This is a genomic window from Streptomyces sp. NBC_01635, from assembly GCF_045209715.1.
Classification (GTDB): Bacteria; Actinomycetota; Actinomycetes; order Streptomycetales; family Streptomycetaceae; genus Streptomyces; species Streptomyces hirsutus.
Genome location: NZ_CP109277.1, coordinates 1446437 through 1466035 on the forward strand (window position 1 = coordinate 1446437; position 19599 = coordinate 1466035).

Sequence of the window (19599 nt, forward strand, 5' to 3'; positions counted from 1 at the left end):
AGACGGACAGACGGACCAGTCTCTGCGCCCCGTCCGCCCGTCCCCCCGTTGTTCACCGGGCCGGGCCTCGCCCAGGAAGCCCCCGGCCCGGTTCCCGGGTGAAGATGGGGTCAAGAGGTGGAGGACCACTCCCAACGACGGATGAGGTCGGCCGTGGGCGGACACGTGAGCGGACACGGGGAGCAGGACGCTGCCCGGCAGGGGTTCGACGTGGCCGACGCCGCTCCCCTGCTGCTCGATCCGCAGGGCGTGGTGACGAACTGGACCGGACCGGCCGAGCGGCTGCTGGGCTATACGGCGACCGAGGCGGTGGGGGGAAAGCTGTCCGATCTGCTGACCGCCGAGAACGCCGAGCGGGTGCCGGATCTGGTCGGGCGCTGCCGGGCCGACGGCGGCTGGGCGGGCCTGATGACGGTCCGGCACCGGGACGGACATCGGGTCCCCGTCATGGTCAGGGTGCTGCAAACCGTGAAGCCGCAGGGCCGCTCGTCCCTGCTGGTGCTGTTGTCGGAGCTGGCCGGCTCCCCCGGCTGGAACATGAGCCGCACGATGCTGGAGCAGATGGTCGTCGGATCGGCGATCGGGTTCGCGATCGTGGACACGGACCTGCGGTACGTGTGGTCGAACCCCGCGCTCGAGCAGTTCGGCGGCGGCCCCGCCCAGCGGCGGCTGGGGCTGCGGTTCGCCGATGTCCAGCCCGGCCTGGACGCCGAACTCGTCGAGGCGCAGATGCGCCACGTCCTGGAAACCGGCGAGTCGGTGACCGACTTCGAGCAGGTCGGCCAGGCCCGTTCGGCGCCGCTGCGGGAAACCGCGCACATGCTGTCGTTCACCCGGCTCGACGACGACCGGGGCCACCCGATGGGCGTCTGCTACAGCGTCGTCGACATCACCGATCGGCACCGCGCGCGCCAGCGCCTCGCGCTGCTCGACCGGGCCGGCCGGCACATCGGCCGCACCCTGAACGTCGTGCACACCGCGCAGGAGCTGGCCGACGTCGCCGTCCCGGCGCTCGCGGACTTCGTGACCGTGGATCTTCTGGAGACGGTGCTGCGGGGCGCCGAACTCCCGCCGGGCCCGCTCACGGAGACGGACGGGGCGCCGTTGCGCCGCGCGGGCCACCGGTCGGTGTACGAGGACCTGCCGCGCACGGTCCGGGACATCGGCACGCCGGTCTCCTACCTGCCCGGTTCACCGCCGGTCCGCTGCCTGGCCACGGGCCGGTCCTGGCGTCAGGAGCAACTCGACCCGCTCGCCCCGGGGTGGGCCGGGAGCGCGCCCGGCCACCGGGAGGCCACGTTCCTGGAGCTGGGGCTGCAGAGTGTGATGGTCGTGCCGATCCGCGCCCGAGGGATCACCCTGGGCGTCACCGTGTTCTTCCGGCGCCGCAGGGACCCCTTCCGCGAGGACGACCTGAACCTCGCCGAGGACCTCGTCTCCCGCGCCGCCGTCAGTGTGGACAACGCCCGCCGCTACACCAGGGAGCGGGACGCGGCGCTCGCGCTGCAGCGCAGCCTGCTGCCCCGCCGGCTCCCGGAGCAGGACGCCGTCGAGGTGGCCGCGTGCTACCGCCCGGCCGACGAGCTGACAGGTCTGGGCGGCGACTGGTACGACCTGATCCCGCTGCCCGGTGCCCGCGTCGCCCTCGTCGTCGGCGAGGTCCCCGGGCACGGCATCGACGCCGCCGCCGCGATGGGCCGGCTGCGGACCGCCGTACGGACCCTGGCCGCGCTGGATCTGCCGCCCGAGGAGGTACTCGCGCATCTCGACGACCTGGTGGCGCGGTCCGCGCGGGAGGAAGGCTCGGACGCGGTGGGGACCTACGGCCAGGCCATGGGCTCCGGCTGCCTGTACGTCGTCTACGACCCGGTCGACGGCCGGTGCGCGATGGCCTCCGCGGGCCATCCTCCACCCGCACTGGTGTCGCCGGACGGCACGGCCGGCTTCGTCGAGCTGTCGGCGGGGCCCCCGCTCGGCGTGGGTGGCCCGCCGTTCGAGGCGAGGGAACTGTCCTTGGCCGAGGGCAGCACACTCGCCCTGCACACCGACGGTCTGCTGACCGACACGGTGACCGGTTCGACCGCGGGCGGCCAGGAGCGGTTGCGACGGGTACTGCAAGGGATCGCACCCTCGCTGGAAACGCTGTGCCGGACGGTGGTGGACGCCCTGGTGCCGACCCGCCCGTACGACGACGTGGCGCTGCTGCTGGCCCGTACCCGGCTCCTGGACGCCGGCCAGGTGGCGTTCTGGGACCTGCCGACGGATCCGGCCGCGGTGGCCGAGGCCCGCAGGACGGCCACCCGGCAGCTGGGCCGCTGGGGCCTGGACGAGCTGGTCTTCACCACGGAGCTGATCGTCAGCGAACTGGTCACCAATGCCATCCGGTATGCCACCGGTCCCGTCCGGCTGCGGCTGATCCGTGAGCGCGCGCTGGTCTGCGAGGTGTACGACGGCGGGGCGACCACACCCCATCTGCGCCATCCCCGCGCCATGGACGAGGGCGGGCGCGGCCTGCTGCTGGTCTCGCAGCTCGCCCAGCAGTGGGGCACCCGCTTCGTTCCCGACGGAAAGGTCATCTGGGCCGAGCAGTCGCTGACCGGCCCGGACGAGCCTCTCTTCGGCTGATGCCTCCGGCACCGCACGTCTCCCGCCGGCACTCCTGCCGCCCCTGATTCGCTCATGATGTGAAAAAATGGTGCAATTCTGACAATGGGGCACCGGTCATGACACGAACGGCGATCGACTACGCGGCGGTGTACCACGCCCTGCCCGGCATGGTGGCGATCCTGACCCCGGGTCTGGTGTACGCCGATGTCAACGAGGCGTTCCTCGAGGGCACCGGGCTCTCCCGGGAGGAGTTGCTGGGCCGCTATCTGTTCGACGTCTTTCCGGACAACCCGAACAATCCCAGCTCCTCCGGCGCGCGCAACCTGCACGCCTCGCTGTTGCGCGTCGTGGCCACCGGCGAGCGCGACACCATGGCCCTGCAGCGCTACGACGTCGAGAGCCGGGAGCGTCCCGGCGAGTGGGAGGAGCGCTACTGGAGCCCGGTGAACACGCCGGTGCTGAGCAGTGACGGCAGCGTGGTCCTGATCGTGCACCGGGTCGAGGAGGTCACCGAGCTGATGCGGGCCCGCGACCGTGCCGGCATCGACCAGGGCCGGGTCCTGGAGGCCGAGCTGTACACACGCGCCCGCGAACTGCAGGAGCTCAACCATCGGCTGCGCCAGGCGCACGCCCGGGAGCGGCAGGTGGCGCTGGTGCTGCAGGAGGCGATGCTGCCCGCCCCCCGGCAGGTGGGCCACCACCGGGCCGCCGTGCGCTACCGGCCGGCGGTGGGCGCGCTCAACGTCTGCGGGGACTGGTACGACCTGGTCGACCTGGTGGGCGGCCACCGTATCGGCGTGTCCGTGGGCGACGTCGTCGGGCACGGGCTGGAGGCGGCCGGGGTCATGGGCCAGCTGCGCAGCGCCCTCACCGCCGCCTCGCGGGTCGCGGCAGGGCCCGCCGAGGCCCTGGACGTCGTGGGGCGCTACGCCCACGTGGTCGACGGCGCCGAGTCCGCGACCGTGGTCACCACCTTCGTCGACTTCGACCGGCACACCATCACGTACAGCAGCGCCGGTCATCTTCCCCCCGTGCTGGTCCACCGCGACGGGCGGGTGGAGTTCCTCGACCGGGCCACCGATCCCCCGCTCGACGCCCTCCCCGAACCGGCCCCGAGGTCCGAGGCGACGGCCGCCTTCACGCCCGGGTCCACCCTTGTGCTCTACACCGACGGCCTGGTCGAACGCCGCCGGGAGGACATCGACACCGGGCTGTTCCGGCTCGCCGAGTCGCTGCGCCGCCACCGGACACAAGATCCGGAGTCACTGGCGGACAGCGTGCTGCTGGAGCTGCTGCCGCCCGGCGGCGCCATCGACGACACCGCGCTGATCGTCGTCCGGCTGTGACGGTTCGCGCCACGTCCGAGGACGGGGCCGGTCAGCCGGGGGTGAGCCGTGTGTCGTCGAGCCGGGCCACCCGGTCCACGTTGCGCCGGTCCTCCTCGTCCCGGCCGGACACCGGGGCGAACCAGGCGTCGAGGATCTCCTTCAGCAGCGGTTCGGACGTCAGCCGCAGGCCGAGCGCCAGCACGTTGGCGTCGTTCCAGCGGCGCGCGCCGTCCGCCGTGTAGGCGTCCGTGCACAGGGCCGCCCGTACGCCCGGCACCTTGTTGGCCGCGATCGAGGCCCCCGTGCCGGTCCAGCAGCACACCACCGCCTGGTCCGCGGTCCCGTCGGCGACGTCGCGGGCGGCCGCCTCGGAGCAGAACGCCCACCGCGCGTCGCTCCCGGGACTCAGGGCACCGTGCACGCGCACCTCGTGGCCGCGCTCGCGCAGCTCGGCGAGCAGGGCGCGGGCCACGGGTTCGTCCATGTCGGAGGAGACGGAGATCCGCATGGTACGAAGCCTAACGGAGCCCGCTCGGGGCGCTCCGTCCGTGAAGCGGGCCCGGGCAGAGGACCGCGGCGGCACATGTCCGCGCCCGCCCGCGCACTGACGGACGTTCATCCGTCCGGCGGGCTCCGCCCCGGCCCTGTCGTACAGGGTGCCGGACAGTCCCGCCCCGACCTACACTGACACCCCCACGACGTGCCGGTTGACCTGCTGCAACACGCCGCTGGGCCCGTCCGACGGAGTCGAGGAGCGCGCCCTTGTTCTACTACCTGCTGAAATACGTACTTGTGGGCCCGCTGCTGAGACTGGTCTTCCGGCCTCGAATAGAGGGCCTGGAGCATGTGCCGTCGTCCGGTGCGGCCATCGTCGCCGGCAACCATCTGTCGTTCTCGGACCATTTCCTGATGCCCTCGATCCTCAAGCGGCGCATCACGTTCCTCGCCAAGGCCGAGTACTTCACCGGCCCCGGCATCAAGGGCCGGCTGACGGCGTTCTTCTTCCACAGCGCGGGGCAGATCCCGGTCGACCGCTCCGGCAAGGACGCAGGCCAGGCCGCCATCCGGGAAGGCCTGGGGGTACTGGGCAAGGGGGAGTTGCTCGGCATCTACCCGGAAGGCACGCGGTCGCACGACGGGCGCCTCTACAAGGGCAAGGTCGGGGTCGCGGTGATGGCCCTCAAGGCCGGCGTCCCGGTGATTCCGTGCGCGATGATCGGCACCTTCGAGGCGCAGCCGCCCGGCAAGATCATCCCCAACCTCCACCCCGTGGTGATCCGCTTCGGCGAACCCCTCGACTTCTCGCGCTACGAAGGCATGGAGGACGAGCGGGCGGTCCTGCGGGCCATCACCGACGAGATCATGTACGCCATCCTGAAGCTGTCCGGGCAGGAGTACTTCGACCAGTACGCGGCCGTCGCCAAGGCCGAGGAGGCCGAGCGCAAGGCGGAGGAGAAGCGCCGGTTCCCGCGGTTGCCGCGGAGCTGAACCGCCCGCCGGACGGGCCGAGCGGGCCACCGGCCCGGTAAGCGCATGAGCAGCCCATGAGTGAGGGGCGGCCGGAGTCGTCCGGCCGCCCCTCACCGCTCGTCCGCCGGGCCGGACCGTGAGGGCGACGGACCATCGGGCCGCCTCGCCCCCTCGCCCCCTCGCCGCCTGGCCGCCTGGCCGCCTGGCCGCCTACGACGTGGCTGTTCCCCGGTGCTCCGCGGCGATGCCGAAGCGCTGCTGTTCGCGGGGAGCGGACGCGGCCCCGTGGACCCCTGCCACCGTGCTGACCATCCGCTCGCCGACGGGTTCCCGGCCCTCGTCGAGCTCCTGGAGCTGATCGAGTCGGCGCAGGTCATCGGCGGAAACAAGGGCGACGAGGGGCTTTCCGTGCCGGGTCACGACGACGCGCTCACCGCCGTACACCACACGGTTGATCAGGTCGGCGAGCTCAGCCCTCGCCTGTGTCACCGGAATCTCGTAGGCCATACCCCCATCATAACGTCACGTACGTCCTGTACATTTTTCACAGATAGCCGCCGCGCGGACAGCCCCCATGCGGACAGCTGCCATGAGGAGGAGCCAATGACCCGACCGTTCGCCCGTCATGCCGCGCCCGGGTTCACCGGCCACACGGAGTTCGGGCACCGGACCACGGATCCGTACGCGAAGCTGACGGAGGAGCGGATCGTCCTCCTGGGGACGCCGATCGACGAGACCTCCGCGAACGACCTGATCGCCCGGTTCATGCACCTGGAGCACCGGGCGCCCGACCGGGACATCGCCCTCTACATCAACTCCCCCGGCGGCTCCTTCCACGCCATGTCGGCGCTCTACGACACCCTGCGCTTCGTCACCTGCGAGGTGGAGACGGTCTGCACGGGCCGGGCCGAGGGGACGGCCGCCCTGCTTCTGGCCGCCGGGACGCCGGGCAAGCGGTACGTCCTGCCGGGGGCGCGGCTGGTGCTCCGTCAGCCGGTACTGCCGGAGCCGGCGGCGGAAAGCATGAGCGATCCGGCCGTCCAGGCGGAAGAGGCGTCGCGGATCCGGGACCGGATCGAGGAGATACTGGTCCGGCACACCCACCGCACCCCGGAGCAGGCGCGGTCGGACATCGAGCGGGACACCGTCCTCGATGCGCGGGCGGCAGTGGAGTACGGCCTCGCCGACCGGGTCCTGACCGGCCGCGGGAGCCCGCGCCCCACTCCCGGCGCGAGGTGAGCCGCCGATGCTGCCTCCCGAACTGCCACCGCTGCCCGCACTGACCCGTGCGGAGGCGGAGTTGATCGACTGTTACCTCGAGGCCGTCGACCTGCTCGGCCGGATCAACCCGGCCCGCGACGGCGACACCTATCGTGGACTGCGCGCCGCACAGGCACTGGTCGGCAAAGCCGTCGCGCTGCGCGACGCGCTGACCCTGATGCACCGGCGCGGTGAGACCGAACTGCACGCCGCCACACTGGCCCGGGCCCTGCGGGTGCTGGACGGCGACCGGCGCACGGCCCGGGTCACGCTGCCGCCGGGCTCCGGCAGTTGACGCCTGTACCGGTCCGGCCGGGGGCGGCGTCGGCAGCGCGTCCGCACCGGAGTTGAAACGGACCAAAAGGGGTACCGCCAACCGGTGTATATAACCACTTCTTTTCGGGCCGTCACAGTTGCGCACCCCGCGTGGCCGCGTACCGGAACAGGCCACTCCGATGCTGGTCCGGGCCTCCTCGGCACTCCGGACGGCAGCCCGGACGCGGAGCTGTCCACTCGAACGGATGAGTGGTGAGTAACAACACAAACCCCCGGTTCCATTGGGATTTCGGGCCGACGGTTGCCAAGATCGCTCACTGACGACAAGACCCCGCCGCCGCGGCGGGGCGATCCGGGCGGACGCCGAGTCCTGCCGCCGCCCGGATGACCGGTCGACAGGAGTGGATCGGCAGGAGTGGAGGACCCGAGCAAGACGGGTTGCCGGAACGGGAGTTCGATTCTCGCGCCGAGCAGTCCTTGGGGTGAAGCCGCACTCGTGCGGCCGGGCAACTTCGCCAGCCCGAATCCGACAGGTCATCCTTCACAGGCGGCTGACGAAGGGTTGCGCATGACCGCGCTCAATCGTGTCCCGTCTCTCATGGCCAGGGCCGGCACGGCCTCGGCCCTCACCCTTGCCGCCGTGGGCGGCTCGATCGTCCTCCCCGGCGCCGCCTCGGAGGCGGCGGCCGCGACTACAGCCACCAAGGCCCTCAAGATCGCCGCATCCAAGAAGGGCGCACCCTACCGGTGGGGCGCCACCGGACCGAGCCGCTTCGACTGCTCCGGACTCACCCTCTACTCGTTCAAGAAGGCGGGCAAACAGCTGCCCCGTACTGCGGCCCAGCAGTACAACAAGACCCGACACATCTCCGCCTCGAACCGCAAGGCGGGGGACCTGGTCTTCTTCCACTCGGGATCGAACGTCTACCACGTGGGCATCTACGCGGGCCAGGGCAAGCTCTGGCACGCGCCCAAGACCGGGGACGTGGTGCGCCTGCAGAAGATCTGGACCCGCAGCGTCTGGTACGGCCGGGTGAAGTGATCCGCGAGGGCGGCGGCACCCCTCTGCCGCCGCCCCGCCCAACGCTCCGAACGACGCCCGGACCACGCGCCGGTGCGGCGGCTCGAGGATCTGCGTATCGCCCGAACGGGTGAGCAGGTCCTCTTTTCGCCTTCCCCCTCCGCTCGCCCCGCCTCCCGTCCCCGTCCTCGTTCCTGCCGTGGCCGCCTACGGTTCCTGCCGCCCTGCCGCGTCGACCGCCGTGGCCGGCTCGGCGGGGGCGGGCCACGGGAGGACGACGGAGACGGTCTTCCCGCCCTCTCCGGTGGGGCGGACCCTCATCCTGCCGCCGCATTCCACGGTCAGCCAGCGGATGATGACCAGCCCCCGGCCGTTGTCCTGCTGGACCGCCGCGGGGAGCCGCTTGGGGAACCTCGGGTGGCTGTCGGTGACCCCGATGCACAGCCGGTCGTCGCGGTCGAGGGCGAGGTCCACGGTGAACGTGGGTGACTGCCCCAGGGTGTGCTGCACGGCGTTGGTCGCGAGTTCGGACACGATCAGCCGGACGGTGTCGGACACTTCCGTGTCCTCCGGCATGCCCCACTCCGCCAGCGTGCCCACCGCATGGGCGCGCGCCGCGGAGACCGAGGCGGGATCGCTCGGCAGAGTGATGGATGCTTCCAGATGGTCTGCCATGGCGATGTCGTCCCTTTCCACGGGACCGCAGTCCGACACGGAGCGGCTGATTCGAGTACGGTCCCGCACTGGTGCTTCGTCGTCAGACTGCCATCACCGCAGGCCGTCGGCGGCGATACGGCCAAGATATGCATATATCTGTCGCTCAAAGCGGTGAACTCTGCGACGGGAGACCGTATTTGGGTGGCCTCAAGGGAGTAAGGGGGAAGCCATGCAGCACGGTCCCGCGGTACGCCGCCGGAAACTGGGCGCCGAACTGCGCTCGTTGCGCACGTCGGCGGGGTTCACCAGTGGTGAGGCGGCCCGGCTGGTGGGCTGGCACCAGTCGAAGGTGAGCCGCATCGAGACGGGCACGAGCGGGGTGAAACCGGCCGATGTGCGGTTACTGCTCGACGCCTACGGTCTGGCCGACGTCCAGTTGCGGGAGTTGCTGCTGGTCCTGGCGGGATCCGACGACAACGGCGGACGGCATCACTGGTGGCACGCGTACCGCGGGGTACTGCCGCCCACCTACCGGGACTTCATCAGCCTGGAGTCACAGGCCAGCGCCATGCGCACCCTGGAGACCACGGTGGTTCCCGGACTGCTGCAGACGCCCGAGTACGCGCGGGCGGTGACCGAGGCCGCCCTGGAGGGCGCCTCCGAGGAGCGGCTGGACGCACTGGTGGAGGTACGGCTGGCCAGACAGGACGTCCTGCGGGCGGATCCGCCACTGGAGTTGAGCGCGGTCCTCGACGAGGCGGTGCTGCGGCGACAGGTCGGCGGTCCCGGTGTCATGACCCGTCAGCTGGAACGGCTGGTGGAGGCGGCGCGCCTTCCCCAAGTAAGGCTTCAGGTACTGCCGTTCACCGCCGGGGCGCACATCGGCGTCACCGGGCCTTTCGTAATCTTCTCATTTTCGCGCACTTCTGATCTAGACGTTGTAGTTCTCGACCACTTGACGAGTAGCCTCTATCTGGAGTGGAAAGAAGACCTCCGGGTGTACTCGGAGGCGTTCAACGCCCTCTCGGTCCACGCCCTTTCGCCAGAGGACTCGTTGGATTTCATCGCCGGGACAGCTGCCGGCGTGTAAGGAGGTACGATGCCCGCTCCGCCTCGGACCCTTCCCTCCAGCACCGACCTGCACGGTGTGCGGTGGCTGCGCAGCAGCTACAGCACGGGCGCGAACAACTGCGTGGAGACGGCCCGGCCGGCCTTCGGCCCCGGAGCCGGACTGCTCGCCGTGCGCGATTCCAAGAATCCGGCCGGACCCGCGCTGCTCATCTCCCCCGGGAGCTGGGCGGAGTTCGTGGCCGCGGTTCACTGACCCGCCGGTCCGCCGGCACTCGTCCGCCCGTCCGTCATCGGGCGCCTCACGGCCGTGTCACGCCGACTCATGGCCGCGTGTCGCCGATCACCTGTACAGCGCGTTCGATCTCGGCCCCGGACAGGTCCGCGCGGGCGGTCAGTCTGAGCCGTGAGATGCCGTCGGGCACGGAAGGAGGACGGAAGCAGCCCACGGACAGGCCGGCCGCCCGGCAGTCGGCCGCCCATCGCACGGCCTGCTCCGGGGACGGGGCACGCACGGAGACGACCGCGGCGTCGGGGCGTACGGCTTCGAGGCCCGCGGCCGTCAGCCGGTGGTGCAGGTCGCGCGCCACCGCGCCCGCCCGCGCCGCACGCCCTGGTTCACGGCGCAGCAGTCGCAGGGCCGCGAGCGCGGCACCCGCGGCCGCCGGGGCGAGGCCCGTGTCGAAGATGAACGTCCGGGCCGTGTTGACCAGATGCTCGACGACCCGTGCCGGGCCGAGCACGGCTCCGCCCTGGCTGCCGAGCGACTTGGACAGCGTGAGCGTCACCACGACGTCCTCGGCGCCGGCGAGCCCCGCCGCGTGCGGGGCGCCGCGTCCGCCGTCCCCGAGCACCCCGAGGCCGTGGGCGTCGTCGAGCACCAGCCCCGCGCCGTGCTCACGGCACGCTTCCGCCAGCGCGGCGAGCGGGGCGGCGTCCCCGTCGACCGAGAAGACCGTGTCGGACACGGCGACGGCGGTTCCGTCGTGCCCGCTCAGCGCCTTGCGCGCGGCGTCCGGGTCGGCGTGCGCCACGACCTGCGTCCTGCCCCGGGCCAGCCGGCAGCCGTCGATCAGGGAGGCGTGGTTGCCGGCGTCGGACACGATCAGCGAGCCGTGCGGGGCCAGCGCGGTGACGGCGGCGAGGTTGGCCGCGTATCCGGAGGAGAGGACGAGGGCCGCCTCGAAGCCGCAGAAGTCGGCCAGTTCGCGTTCCAGCTCGGTGTGCAGCTCGGTGGTGCCGGTGACGAGCCGGGACCCGGTGGCCCCGCCGCCCCAGGTCCGCGCGGCCCGCGCCGCGCCCTCGGCCACTTCCGGATGACGGGCCAGACCCAGGTAGTCGTTGCTCGCCAGGTCGAGGAGCGGGGCACCGGCGGCCCGCGGGCGCAGGGTCCGTACGAGCCCGGCCCGGCGGCGCAGCTCCGCCTGCTCGTCGATCCAGCCGAACGCCATGGGTCCTCCGGTGCTTTTGTAGGCAGTGAACAGACACTAGCGGGACGGCCGCCGGACCACTGTGTGGCCATGCCCACAGCCGATGGCGCCTCTGTTGTGCGAACCCTCCTTGGCCGGGGCGGCCGAATAGGACAGGATCGGCTCTCATGGACCTGCTGAACACGCTGGTGGACAAGGGGCTTCGGCGCGAGACGCCGACCCGTGCGGAAGCGCTGGCCGTCCTCGGGACGTCCGACGACGACCTGCTCGACGTGGTGGCCGCGGCCGGAAAGGTGCGGCGGCACTGGTTCGGGCGGAGGGTGAAACTCAACTATCTGGTCAACCTCAAGTCCGGCCTGTGCCCGGAGGACTGCTCCTACTGTTCCCAGCGGCTCGGCTCGAAGGCCGACATCCTGAAGTACACCTGGCTCAAGCCCGACCAGGCCTCGCAGGCGGCCGCGGCCGGGCTGTCGGGCGGTGCCAAGCGGGTGTGCCTGGTGGCCAGCGGCCGCGGTCCGACCGACCGTGACGTGGACCGTGTCTCCGACACGATCAGGGCGATCAAGGAGGGCAACGAGGGCGTCGAGGTGTGCGCCTGCCTCGGACTGCTCTCCGAGGGCCAGGCGGAGCGGCTGCGCGAGGCGGGCGCGGACGCCTACAACCACAACCTCAACACCTCCGAGGCCACCTACGGGGACATCACCACCACGCACACGTACGCCGACCGTGTGGACACCGTGCACAAGGCGCACGCGGCCGGTCTGTCCGCCTGCTCCGGTCTGATCGCCGGCATGGGCGAGAGCGACGCGGACCTGGTCGACGTGGTCTTCGCGCTGCGCGAGCTGGACCCGGACTCGGTGCCGGTGAACTTCCTGATCCCGTTCGAGGGCACGCCGCTCGCGAAGGAATGGAACCTCAGCCCGCAGCGGTGCCTCAGGATCCTGGCGATGGTGCGGTTCGTGTGCCCGGACGTCGAGGTACGGATCGCGGGCGGCCGGGAGGTGCATCTGCGCACCATGCAGCCGCTCGCGCTGCACCTGGCCAACTCGATCTTCCTCGGCGACTATCTCACCAGCGAGGGCCAGGCGGGCCGGGCCGACCTGGAGATGATCGCGGACGCCGGGTTCGAGGTGGAGGGCACCGACCGGGTGACACTGCCGGAACACCGGGTCGGCGCGGGCGGGTGCGGAACCCACGAAGGCGGCGGATGCGGGTCCCACGAGAGCGGCGGGTGCGGGTCGGCCTCCTCCGGCGCGGGTGTGTGCGGGGGCGCGGAGGCGTCCACGGACACGGGCGCAGGGGCGGAGGGGGCCTCAGGCCCGGGGACGGCCACGGAGGAAACCGGTCCGGCCGTCGGGCCGCGTACCGATCTCGTCGCCGTCCGCCGACGGGGTGCCGGAACGGATCTCGCGCCCAATGCCTGAGTGGTCCGTACCCGAACTCCTCGAGCTGGACCGGCGGCACGTCTGGCATCCGTACGGGCCCATGCCGGGCCGCGGGGAACCGCTCGTCGTGGAGTCGGCGAGCGGGGTGCGGCTGCGGCTCGCCGACGGCTCGGGCGAGCTGGTCGACGGGATGTCGTCCTGGTGGTCGGCGATCCACGGCTACAACCACCCGGTGCTGAACGAGGCCGCGCGCGACCAGCTCGGGCGGATGAGCCATGTGATGTTCGGCGGGCTCACGCACGAGCCCGCCGTCCGGCTGGCGAAGCTCCTCGTCGACATGTCACCCGACGGCCTCGAGCATGTCTTCCTCGCCGACTCGGGCTCGGTGTCGGTCGAGGTGGCCGTCAAGATGTGCCTGCAGTACTGGCGTTCGCTCGGAAAGCCCGAGAAGCGGCGGTTGCTGACCTGGCGGGGCGGCTACCACGGCGACACCTGGCAGCCGATGTCGGTCTGCGATCCCGAGGGCGGGATGCACGAGCTGTGGACCGGGGTGCTCCCGGAGCAGGTGTTCGCGCAGGCCCCGCCGGCCGAGTACGAGGAGTCGTACGCCGAGCACCTGCGGGAACTGATCGGGCGGCACGCCGGGGAGCTGGCGGCCGTGATCGTGGAGCCGGTGGTGCAGGGGGCGGGCGGCATGCGCTTCCACTCCCCCGCGTATCTGCGGGTGCTGCGCGAGGCGTGCGACGCGCACGACGTGCTGCTGGTGTTCGACGAGATCGCGACCGGGTTCGGGCGTACGGGCGCGCTGTTCGCGGCCGGGCACGCGGCGGTGACGCCCGACGTGATGTGCGTGGGCAAGGCGCTGACCGGCGGCTATCTGACCCTGGCGGCGACGCTGTGCACCGCGCGCGTGGCCGACGGCATCTCGCGCGGCGATGTACCGGTGCTGGCGCACGGTCCGACGTTCATGGGCAATCCGCTGGCGGCCGCCGTGGCCTGCGCCTCGATCGAGCTGCTGCTCGGGCAGGACTGGCTCGCGGAGGTCAAACGCATCGAGTCGGGCCTGCGGGACGGGCTGGCGCCGGCGGCCGGTCTGCCGGGCGTCCGTGACGTGCGGGTCCTCGGCGCCATCGGCGTCGTCCAGCTCGATCGCGCCGTGGACATGGAGGCGGCCACGCGCGCGGCGGTGCGCCGGGGTGTGTGGCTGCGGCCGTTCCGTGATCTCGTCTACACCATGCCGCCGTACGTCACCGGTGACACGGACGTGGCCCGGATCGCGGACGCGGTGTGCGCGGCGGCCGAGGAGGGATGACATGCCGGTACTGGTGATCACGGGCACGGGCACCGAGGTGGGCAAGACGGTGGTGACGGCCGCGGTCGCCGCGGCGGCGCTGGCGGCCGGACGGTCGGTGGCCGTGCTGAAGGCGGCGCAGACCGGGGTGCGGCCGGACGAGCCCGGGGACGCCGAGGAGGTCGCGCGGCTCGCCGGGGCCGTCACGACCGCGGAACTCGCCCGGTATCCGGACCCGCTGGCACCCGCCACCGCCGCCCGGCGGGCGGGCCGGGCGGCGGTGCGTCCGCGCGAGGTGGCCGAGACCGCCGCCAAACTGGCCGCCGAGCACGATCTGGTGCTCGTGGAGGGCGCGGGCGGGCTGCTCGTCCGGTTCGACGAGGACGGCGGGACGCTGGCGGACGCGGCGGCGCTGTTGTCGGCGCCGGTGCTCGTGGTGGCGGCGGCGGGTCTCGGCACCCTGAACGTCACGGAGCTGACGGCCCGTGAACTGCGCTCGCGCGGGCTCGACCCGGTGGGCCTGGTGATCGGCAGCTGGCCCGCCGAGGCCGATCTGGCCGCGCGCTGCAACGTGCGGGACCTGCCGGAGGTGACGGGGGTGCCGCTGCTGGGCGCGGTTCCGGCCGGTGCGGCCGGCCTGCCCCCGGCCTGCTTCCGCGCGTCGGCGCCACGATGGCTGGCGTCACGGCTGGACGGCACGTGGGACGCGGCAACGTTCCGGGGGCGGGAGGCCGGCTGATCTCCCGCGCGGCGCGCGGGTCCCGGTCCGGGGGCCCGTGGCCCCCGGACCTGGGGCCCGTGGTCCCGGGGCCCCCGGGAAGGGTGCGGAGGCTTCTCGCGGGGGACGATCGCGGTAGGGTCCCCAGCCCGGGACCCGTCCTGCGGGGAGGCGGCGATCCCCTGTCCCGCCCCGGTTCCCGGGTTCGTCCAGGCAGGGAGGTACGCCCATGGCGGTCGGCTCCGCGAAGACGGCGCGGGATCCCGTGCACCACCCGCTGTTCGCCCGCTGCTACGCACGAGCCAGTGTGGCCGCGGAGACCCGTATGGGTATGGCCGCAATCCGGCAGAGGCTGCTCGGCGGGCTGTCCGGGCGGGTGATCGAGGTCGGCGCGGGCAACGGCCTCAACTTCGCGCACTATCCGGGCACCGTCTCCGAGGTGGTCGCGATCGAACCGGAACGGATGCTGCGCGGGCTGGCCGTGGAGGCCGCTCTGCGCGCCCGTGTACCGGTGGATGTCGCGCCGGGTGCGGCGGAGGCGCTGCCGGTCGAGAGCGAGGCGTTCGACGCGGCGGTCGTCTCCCTGGTGCTGTGCAGTGTGCGGGACGTGCCGCGGGCGCTCGCGGAGCTCAGGCGGGTGCTGCGGCCGGGCGGCGAGGTGCGGTTCTTCGAGCACGGGCGGGGCGGCGGCCGGGTCATGCGGTTCACCCAGCGCACCCTGGACCGGACGGTGTGGCCGCCGCTGGCAGGTGGCTGCCATGTGGCGCGGGAACCGGTCGGCGCTCTGCGGGAGGCGGGGTTCGAACTCGGTCCGTACCGGCGCACGCTGATGCCGGAGAAAGGGCCGAAGCTGCCGACGTCGTACTGCGTGCTGGGCACCGCTTGGCGGCCCGCACGCGATACGGCGGACGACCCGCCGACGGGCCGGAGCTGACCACTGGCCCGAGCCGCCCACTCGCTCCATCGGCGCAACTCGGCGGCAATGTCGTCCACGGAGGTGCGGAGGTCTCATCGACGTCCTGCCGGACCGGTCGCCCGAGGGACAGGCTGACGCTCGTCCCGCGGGCCGAGACACGTTCCCGCGCCGCTCGGGCGGCGCCCTCGGCCACGCGTATGTCCGGCTGGGTCCCGGCCCCCTGCCGGTGCCGGCGCCATGGCACCGGCACCGGCAGGGGCCGGTGAACGGACCGGCCGGCCCGTTCACCGCACGGCGGCCGGCTCGCCGAAGCACCCCTCGTCCGCCGCCGCCTCCGGCTCCGTCATCCGGCTCCGGCCCAGGAAGCAGGACGGTGCCCCTTACACCGGAATGGCGCACCCTTGCACTTACGAGGGATATTCGGTGTGGGCCGGATCACACTATCGTCGGGTGCGACGAGCACGCCCGGCACGGCCCGAGGCCTACACGGAGGAGACGGTCTTGTCCACACCCGCTGCGGAGCACACCCCCGGCCTCACGTCGGCCGACTCGATCGCGGCCCGCGCCCGCGGCCTGACGAAGGCGTACGGATCCGGCGAGACGACCGTGCTCGCCCTGGACGCGGTGGACGTGGACATCGCGCGCGGCCGGTTCACGGCGGTGATGGGACCGTCGGGGTCGGGAAAGTCGACGCTGATGCACTGCCTGGCCGGGCTAGACACCGTTTCGGCCGGCCAGGTGTGGCTCGGCGACACCGAGATCACAGGGCTGAAGGACCGGGAGCTGACCCGTCTGCGCCGGGACCGGATCGGTTTCATGTTCCAGTCGTTCAACCTCATCCCGACGCTGAACGCGCTGGAGAACATCACGCTCCCCATGGACATCGCGGGCCGGAAGCCCGACGAGAAGTGGCTGGACCAGGTCATCGACACGCTGGGCCTGCGGGACCGGCTCGGGCACCGGCCGGCGCAGCTGTCCGGCGGCCAGCAGCAGCGCGTGGCGTGTGCGCGAGCGCTGGCCTCCCGGCCCGAGCTGATCTTCGCGGACGAGCCGACCGGCAATCTCGACTCGCGCGCGGGGCTGGAGGTGCTCGGCTTTCTGCGCGAGGCCGTGGACCGGCTGAACCAGACCGTGGTGATGGTCTCCCACGACCCCGGCGCCGCCGCCCACTCCGATCTGGTGCTGTTCCTGGCCGACGGGCGGATCGTCGACGAGATGGAGCGGCCCACGGCACAGGCGGTACTCGACCGGATGAAGCGATTCGACGTGATCCGCGCCCGGTCCGTCGACGGCATCCCGGCTCCGGGCCGCATTTCCGGCCTCACCCCGGACCTCACCCCGAAACCGGCTTCCGGCCTCGTCCCCGACCCGGCTTCCCACCGGGCCCCGGACCCCGTTCCCGGAGCAGGCCCCGCCACCGGGGATGCCGTGCGGTCCGACGAACCGGCCCCCCGCAAGGACTGAGACCGTGCTGAAGGCGACGCTCAGGAGCTTCCTCGCCCACAAGGGACGACTGCTGCTGTCCGCGCTGGCTGTCGTCCTGTCCGTGGCGTTCGTCGCGGGCAGCCTGATCTTCTCCGACACCGTCGCCCGCACCTTCGACCGGCTCTTCGCCTCCACCTCCGCCGACGTGACCGTGGCGCCCCCGAAGGACCTGGAAGCGGCCGTGCCCACCGGCCAGGTCCGGACCGTGCCGGCCTCGCTCGCCGAGCGGCTGGCCGGGATCAAAGGGGTCGGATCCGCCCGCCCGGACGTCAGGGCCGGGAACATCACGGTCGTCGACAGCGACAACGAGCCGGTGGGGCCGACGACCGGCTCACCCACGCGCGCGGTGGGCTGGTCCGCCGACGAACGCAGTGTCGTGGAGCTGACCTCCGGCCGCACTCCGCGCGGCGCCGGAGAGGCCGTACTGGACGCGGACACCGCCGACGCCGAGGACCTGGCGATCGGCGACACCCTGTCGGTGCAGGCGCAGCCGGGCACCTTCCGCGTCAAGATCGTCGGGATCGCCGCCTTCACCGCCCCCAACCCGGGCTCGGCCCTCGTCTTCCTCGATCCCGAGGTCGCCGCCGTCGAGCTGCTGGGCTCGGCGGACCGGGCCACGAGCATCGCCGTCGAAGCGGCGCCGGGCGTGACCGCCGAGGAGGTCGACCACCGTGTCACCGAGGCACTCGGCGCCGGCACCTACCAGGTGGAGACGGCCGACGAGCAGGCCGCGACGGCCACCGACGAGCTGGGCGAATTCCTCGACGTGATCAAGTACGTGATGCTCGGCTTCGCCGGGATCGCCGTGCTCGTCGGCATCTTCCTGATCGTCAACACTTTCTCGATGCTGATCGCGCAGCGCACCCGCGAACTCGGGCTGCTGCGAGCGCTCGGCGCCGACCGGCGGCAGGTGCGCCGATCGGTGCTCACCGAGGCGATGCTGCTCGGCCTGTTCGGCTCGACGCTGGGCATGGCGGCCGGTATCGGGTTCGCTTACGGGCTGATCCGGCTGATGGGCGTCTTCGGCATGAACCTGAACACCACGGAGATGGTCATCGGGTGGGTCACACCCGTCACGGCATATGCGGTGGGGGTCGGGGTCACCTTCGTGGCGGCGTACCTTCCGGCCCGCCGCGCGGCAGAGGTGTCCCCGATGGCCGCCCTCGCCGACGCCGAGATCGCCGGGGTGGGCCGCCCGTTGCGGACCCGCGCGGTGGTGGGTTCCGTCGTCGGGGCGCTCGGCGCCGCCGCCCTGGCGGGCTGCGCCGTCCCGACCGGGACGGGGCCGGCGGCTTCCCTGCTGGGGCTGGGCGTCGTGCTGACCCTGATCGCGACGGTCGTCGCCGGTCCGTTGCTGGTGCGGCCGGTGATCCGGGTGCTGGGCGGGGCCTTCCCCGCCCTGTTCGGGCCGGTGGGCCGGATGAGCCAGCGCAACGCCCTGCGCAATCCCCGCCGTACGGGTGCCACCGCCGCCGCGCTGATGGTGGGACTCGCCCTGGTCGGCGGCATGTCGGTGGCCAGCGCCTCCATGTCCCGCTCCTTCGACGAGCAGATCGACAGGACGCTGGGCGCCGACTTCGTCATCCAGAACACCAACTTCCTGCCGTTCTCCCAGGAGGTCACCGACCAGGTGCGGGACACGGAGGGCGTGGGCGTCGTCGTACGGCAGCGGTTCGCGCCGGTGGCGGTGCGGCTGCCGGACGGGGAGCGGGTCGAGACGACCGCCGCCGGGTACGACGACCGGGTCGACGACGTCGCCCGGATCACCTACGCGAGCGGCGACACGGCGGCGGCGCTGGCCGACGGCGGCATCGCCATGGACGCCGGCTTCGCCGTGGACCACGGCGTCCGGGCGGGCAGCACGATCCCTGTCGAGTTCCCGGGCGGGCGGCGCACCGGGCTGACCGTGGGCGCCCTCACCGACATGGAGAGCGGCGAGGGCTTCGGCGTGCGGGGCGGACTGTTCCTCGGTATCGCGACGGTCGAGAAGTACGTGCCCGGCGGGCAGGACTCCGCGCTGTACGTGAACGCCGCCGACGGCACGAGCGCGGATGAGCTCCGTGACCGGCTGGAGACGACGCTCGCCCCGTATCCGCAGGTCCAGGCACGCGACCAGGCCGACTACAAGGACCTCGTGCACGACCAGATCGCGGTCCTGCTGTACCTCGTCTACGCCCTCCTGGGGCTGGCGATCATCATCGCGGTGCTCGGCGTGGTCAACACCCTGGCGCTCTCGGTGGTGGAGCGCACCCGGGAGATCGGGCTGCTGCGGGCCATCGGGCTGAGCCGGCGGCAACTGCGCCGGATGATCCGGCTGGAGGCGGTGGTGATCGCGGTGTTCGGCGCGGTGCTGGGTCTCGTGCTGGGGCTGGTGTGGGGCGTCTGCATACACCAGGTGCTGGCGCTGGAGGGCATGACCGCGCTCGCGATCCCCTGGGGCACCGTCGTGGCGGTCGTCATCGGTGCGGCGGTGGTCGGCATCGCGGCGGCCCTCCTGCCGGCCCTGCGCGCGTCGCGGATGAACGTCCTGGAGGCGATCGCGCACGAGTGACACGCACGGGCCGGCTCCCTGGGCTTGGCCCTCGCCGACGCCGAGCAGGGCAGGCCGCTGGCCTTCGCCCTCATGGCGAAGTGGCAGCGGACCGTGCCGGGCCACGACCTCGTCGGTTTCCGCACGATGCCGGCCT

Annotated in this window: 18 protein-coding genes and 1 riboswitch; of the genes, 14 read left to right on the forward strand and 4 right to left on the reverse strand. The window is 72.3% G+C overall.

What is annotated here, in order from left to right; all coding sequences use genetic code 11:
* The first annotated feature begins 165 nt into the window (after nucleotides 1–165).
* Entirely contained in the window at nucleotides 166–2625 is a 2460-nt protein-coding gene (locus OHB56_RS07045; RefSeq protein WP_406358958.1) for a SpoIIE family protein phosphatase, read from the forward strand.
* A gap of 98 nt (nucleotides 2626–2723) precedes the next feature.
* A complete protein-coding gene (locus tag OHB56_RS07050) occupies nucleotides 2724–3953 on the forward strand; it encodes a SpoIIE family protein phosphatase (RefSeq protein ID WP_326751474.1) in 1230 nt (409 codons plus the stop codon).
* Between the two features lie 31 nt (nucleotides 3954–3984).
* On the opposite strand, the gene OHB56_RS07055 is transcribed toward OHB56_RS07050, so the two are convergent.
* Nucleotides 3985–4443, reverse strand: coding sequence for an RpiB/LacA/LacB family sugar-phosphate isomerase (locus OHB56_RS07055; protein ID WP_406352238.1), 459 nt, complete (start codon nucleotides 4441–4443; stop codon nucleotides 3985–3987).
* A 254-nt stretch (nucleotides 4444–4697) separates the two neighbouring features.
* On the opposite strand from OHB56_RS07055, the gene OHB56_RS07060 reads away from it, so the two are divergent.
* Nucleotides 4698–5423 (forward strand): lysophospholipid acyltransferase family protein, encoded by a 726-nt coding sequence (locus OHB56_RS07060; protein ID WP_326751476.1) that lies wholly within the window; start codon nucleotides 4698–4700, stop codon nucleotides 5421–5423.
* A 192-nt stretch (nucleotides 5424–5615) separates the two neighbouring features.
* Here the strand turns inward: OHB56_RS07060 and OHB56_RS07065 are convergent, their stop codons facing one another.
* Nucleotides 5616–5912, reverse strand: a complete 297-nt coding sequence (locus OHB56_RS07065) for a type II toxin-antitoxin system Phd/YefM family antitoxin (protein WP_406352240.1) — start codon at nucleotides 5910–5912, stop codon at nucleotides 5616–5618.
* Between the two features lie 96 nt (nucleotides 5913–6008).
* Between OHB56_RS07065 and OHB56_RS07070 the strand changes: the two genes are divergently transcribed.
* The 3 genes from OHB56_RS07070 to OHB56_RS07080 all read left to right on the forward strand — a co-directional run bounded on the left by OHB56_RS07070 (nucleotide 6009) and on the right by OHB56_RS07080 (nucleotide 7983).
* Nucleotides 6009–6644 carry an ATP-dependent Clp protease proteolytic subunit gene (locus OHB56_RS07070; RefSeq protein WP_406352241.1) on the forward strand — a complete coding sequence of 212 codons (636 nt, stop codon included), beginning with the start codon at nucleotides 6009–6011 and terminating at the stop codon, nucleotides 6642–6644.
* Nucleotides 6645–6651: 7 nt separating this feature from the next.
* Complete coding sequence (locus tag OHB56_RS07075) at nucleotides 6652–6960, forward strand: hypothetical protein (RefSeq protein WP_055592710.1); 309 nt, start codon at nucleotides 6652–6654, stop codon at nucleotides 6958–6960.
* Between the two features lie 332 nt (nucleotides 6961–7292).
* Nucleotides 7293–7506, forward strand: a riboswitch (cyclic di-AMP (ydaO/yuaA leader).
* A gap of 3 nt (nucleotides 7507–7509) precedes the next feature.
* The gene (locus tag OHB56_RS07080) at nucleotides 7510–7983 is read left to right on the forward strand and encodes a C40 family peptidase (RefSeq protein ID WP_055592709.1); all 474 of its coding nucleotides are present in this window, start codon (nucleotides 7510–7512) and stop codon (nucleotides 7981–7983) included.
* Between the two features lie 186 nt (nucleotides 7984–8169).
* Here the strand turns inward: OHB56_RS07080 and OHB56_RS07085 are convergent, their stop codons facing one another.
* Nucleotides 8170–8637, reverse strand: coding sequence for an ATP-binding protein (locus tag OHB56_RS07085; protein ID WP_326751479.1), 468 nt, complete (start codon nucleotides 8635–8637; stop codon nucleotides 8170–8172).
* A gap of 211 nt (nucleotides 8638–8848) precedes the next feature.
* Here OHB56_RS07085 and OHB56_RS07090 point away from each other — a divergent pair, with 211 nt between their 5' ends.
* Nucleotides 8849–9709, forward strand: coding sequence for a helix-turn-helix transcriptional regulator (locus OHB56_RS07090; RefSeq protein ID WP_326751480.1), 861 nt, complete (start codon nucleotides 8849–8851; stop codon nucleotides 9707–9709).
* Nucleotides 9710–9718: 9 nt separating this feature from the next.
* A complete protein-coding gene (locus OHB56_RS07095) occupies nucleotides 9719–9943 on the forward strand; it encodes a DUF397 domain-containing protein (protein WP_326751481.1) in 225 nt (74 codons plus the stop codon).
* A gap of 67 nt (nucleotides 9944–10010) precedes the next feature.
* Here OHB56_RS07095 and OHB56_RS07100 read toward each other — a convergent pair whose 3' ends face one another.
* Nucleotides 10011–11138: an 8-amino-7-oxononanoate synthase gene (locus OHB56_RS07100; protein WP_360039855.1), complete on the reverse strand. Its 1128-nt coding sequence runs from the start codon at nucleotides 11136–11138 to the stop codon at nucleotides 10011–10013.
* Between the two features lie 146 nt (nucleotides 11139–11284).
* Here OHB56_RS07100 and bioB point away from each other — a divergent pair, with 146 nt between their 5' ends.
* The 6 genes from bioB (at nucleotide 11285) to OHB56_RS07130 (ending at nucleotide 19463) form a co-directional block, all read left to right on the forward strand.
* On the forward strand, nucleotides 11285–12541 hold the full coding sequence (gene bioB / locus OHB56_RS07105) for a biotin synthase BioB (protein ID WP_406352243.1): 1257 nt from the start codon (nucleotides 11285–11287) through the stop codon (nucleotides 12539–12541).
* Nucleotides 12534–13814 carry an adenosylmethionine--8-amino-7-oxononanoate transaminase gene (locus OHB56_RS07110; protein ID WP_326751484.1) on the forward strand — a complete coding sequence of 427 codons (1281 nt, stop codon included), beginning with the start codon at nucleotides 12534–12536 and terminating at the stop codon, nucleotides 13812–13814. The genes bioB and OHB56_RS07110 overlap by 8 nt, the downstream gene beginning before the upstream one ends.
* Nucleotide 13815: 1 nt before the next feature.
* Nucleotides 13816–14532 (forward strand): dethiobiotin synthase, encoded by a 717-nt coding sequence (gene bioD, locus OHB56_RS07115; protein WP_326751485.1) that lies wholly within the window; start codon nucleotides 13816–13818, stop codon nucleotides 14530–14532.
* 208 nt (nucleotides 14533–14740) lie between these two features.
* A complete protein-coding gene (locus tag OHB56_RS07120) occupies nucleotides 14741–15445 on the forward strand; it encodes a class I SAM-dependent methyltransferase (RefSeq protein WP_406352244.1) in 705 nt (234 codons plus the stop codon).
* A gap of 483 nt (nucleotides 15446–15928) precedes the next feature.
* Complete coding sequence (locus OHB56_RS07125) at nucleotides 15929–16891, forward strand: ABC transporter ATP-binding protein (protein WP_406352246.1); 963 nt, start codon at nucleotides 15929–15931, stop codon at nucleotides 16889–16891.
* A gap of 4 nt (nucleotides 16892–16895) precedes the next feature.
* The gene (locus tag OHB56_RS07130) at nucleotides 16896–19463 is read left to right on the forward strand and encodes an ABC transporter permease (RefSeq protein WP_406352248.1); all 2568 of its coding nucleotides are present in this window, start codon (nucleotides 16896–16898) and stop codon (nucleotides 19461–19463) included.
* Nucleotides 19464–19599 lie beyond the last annotated feature (136 nt).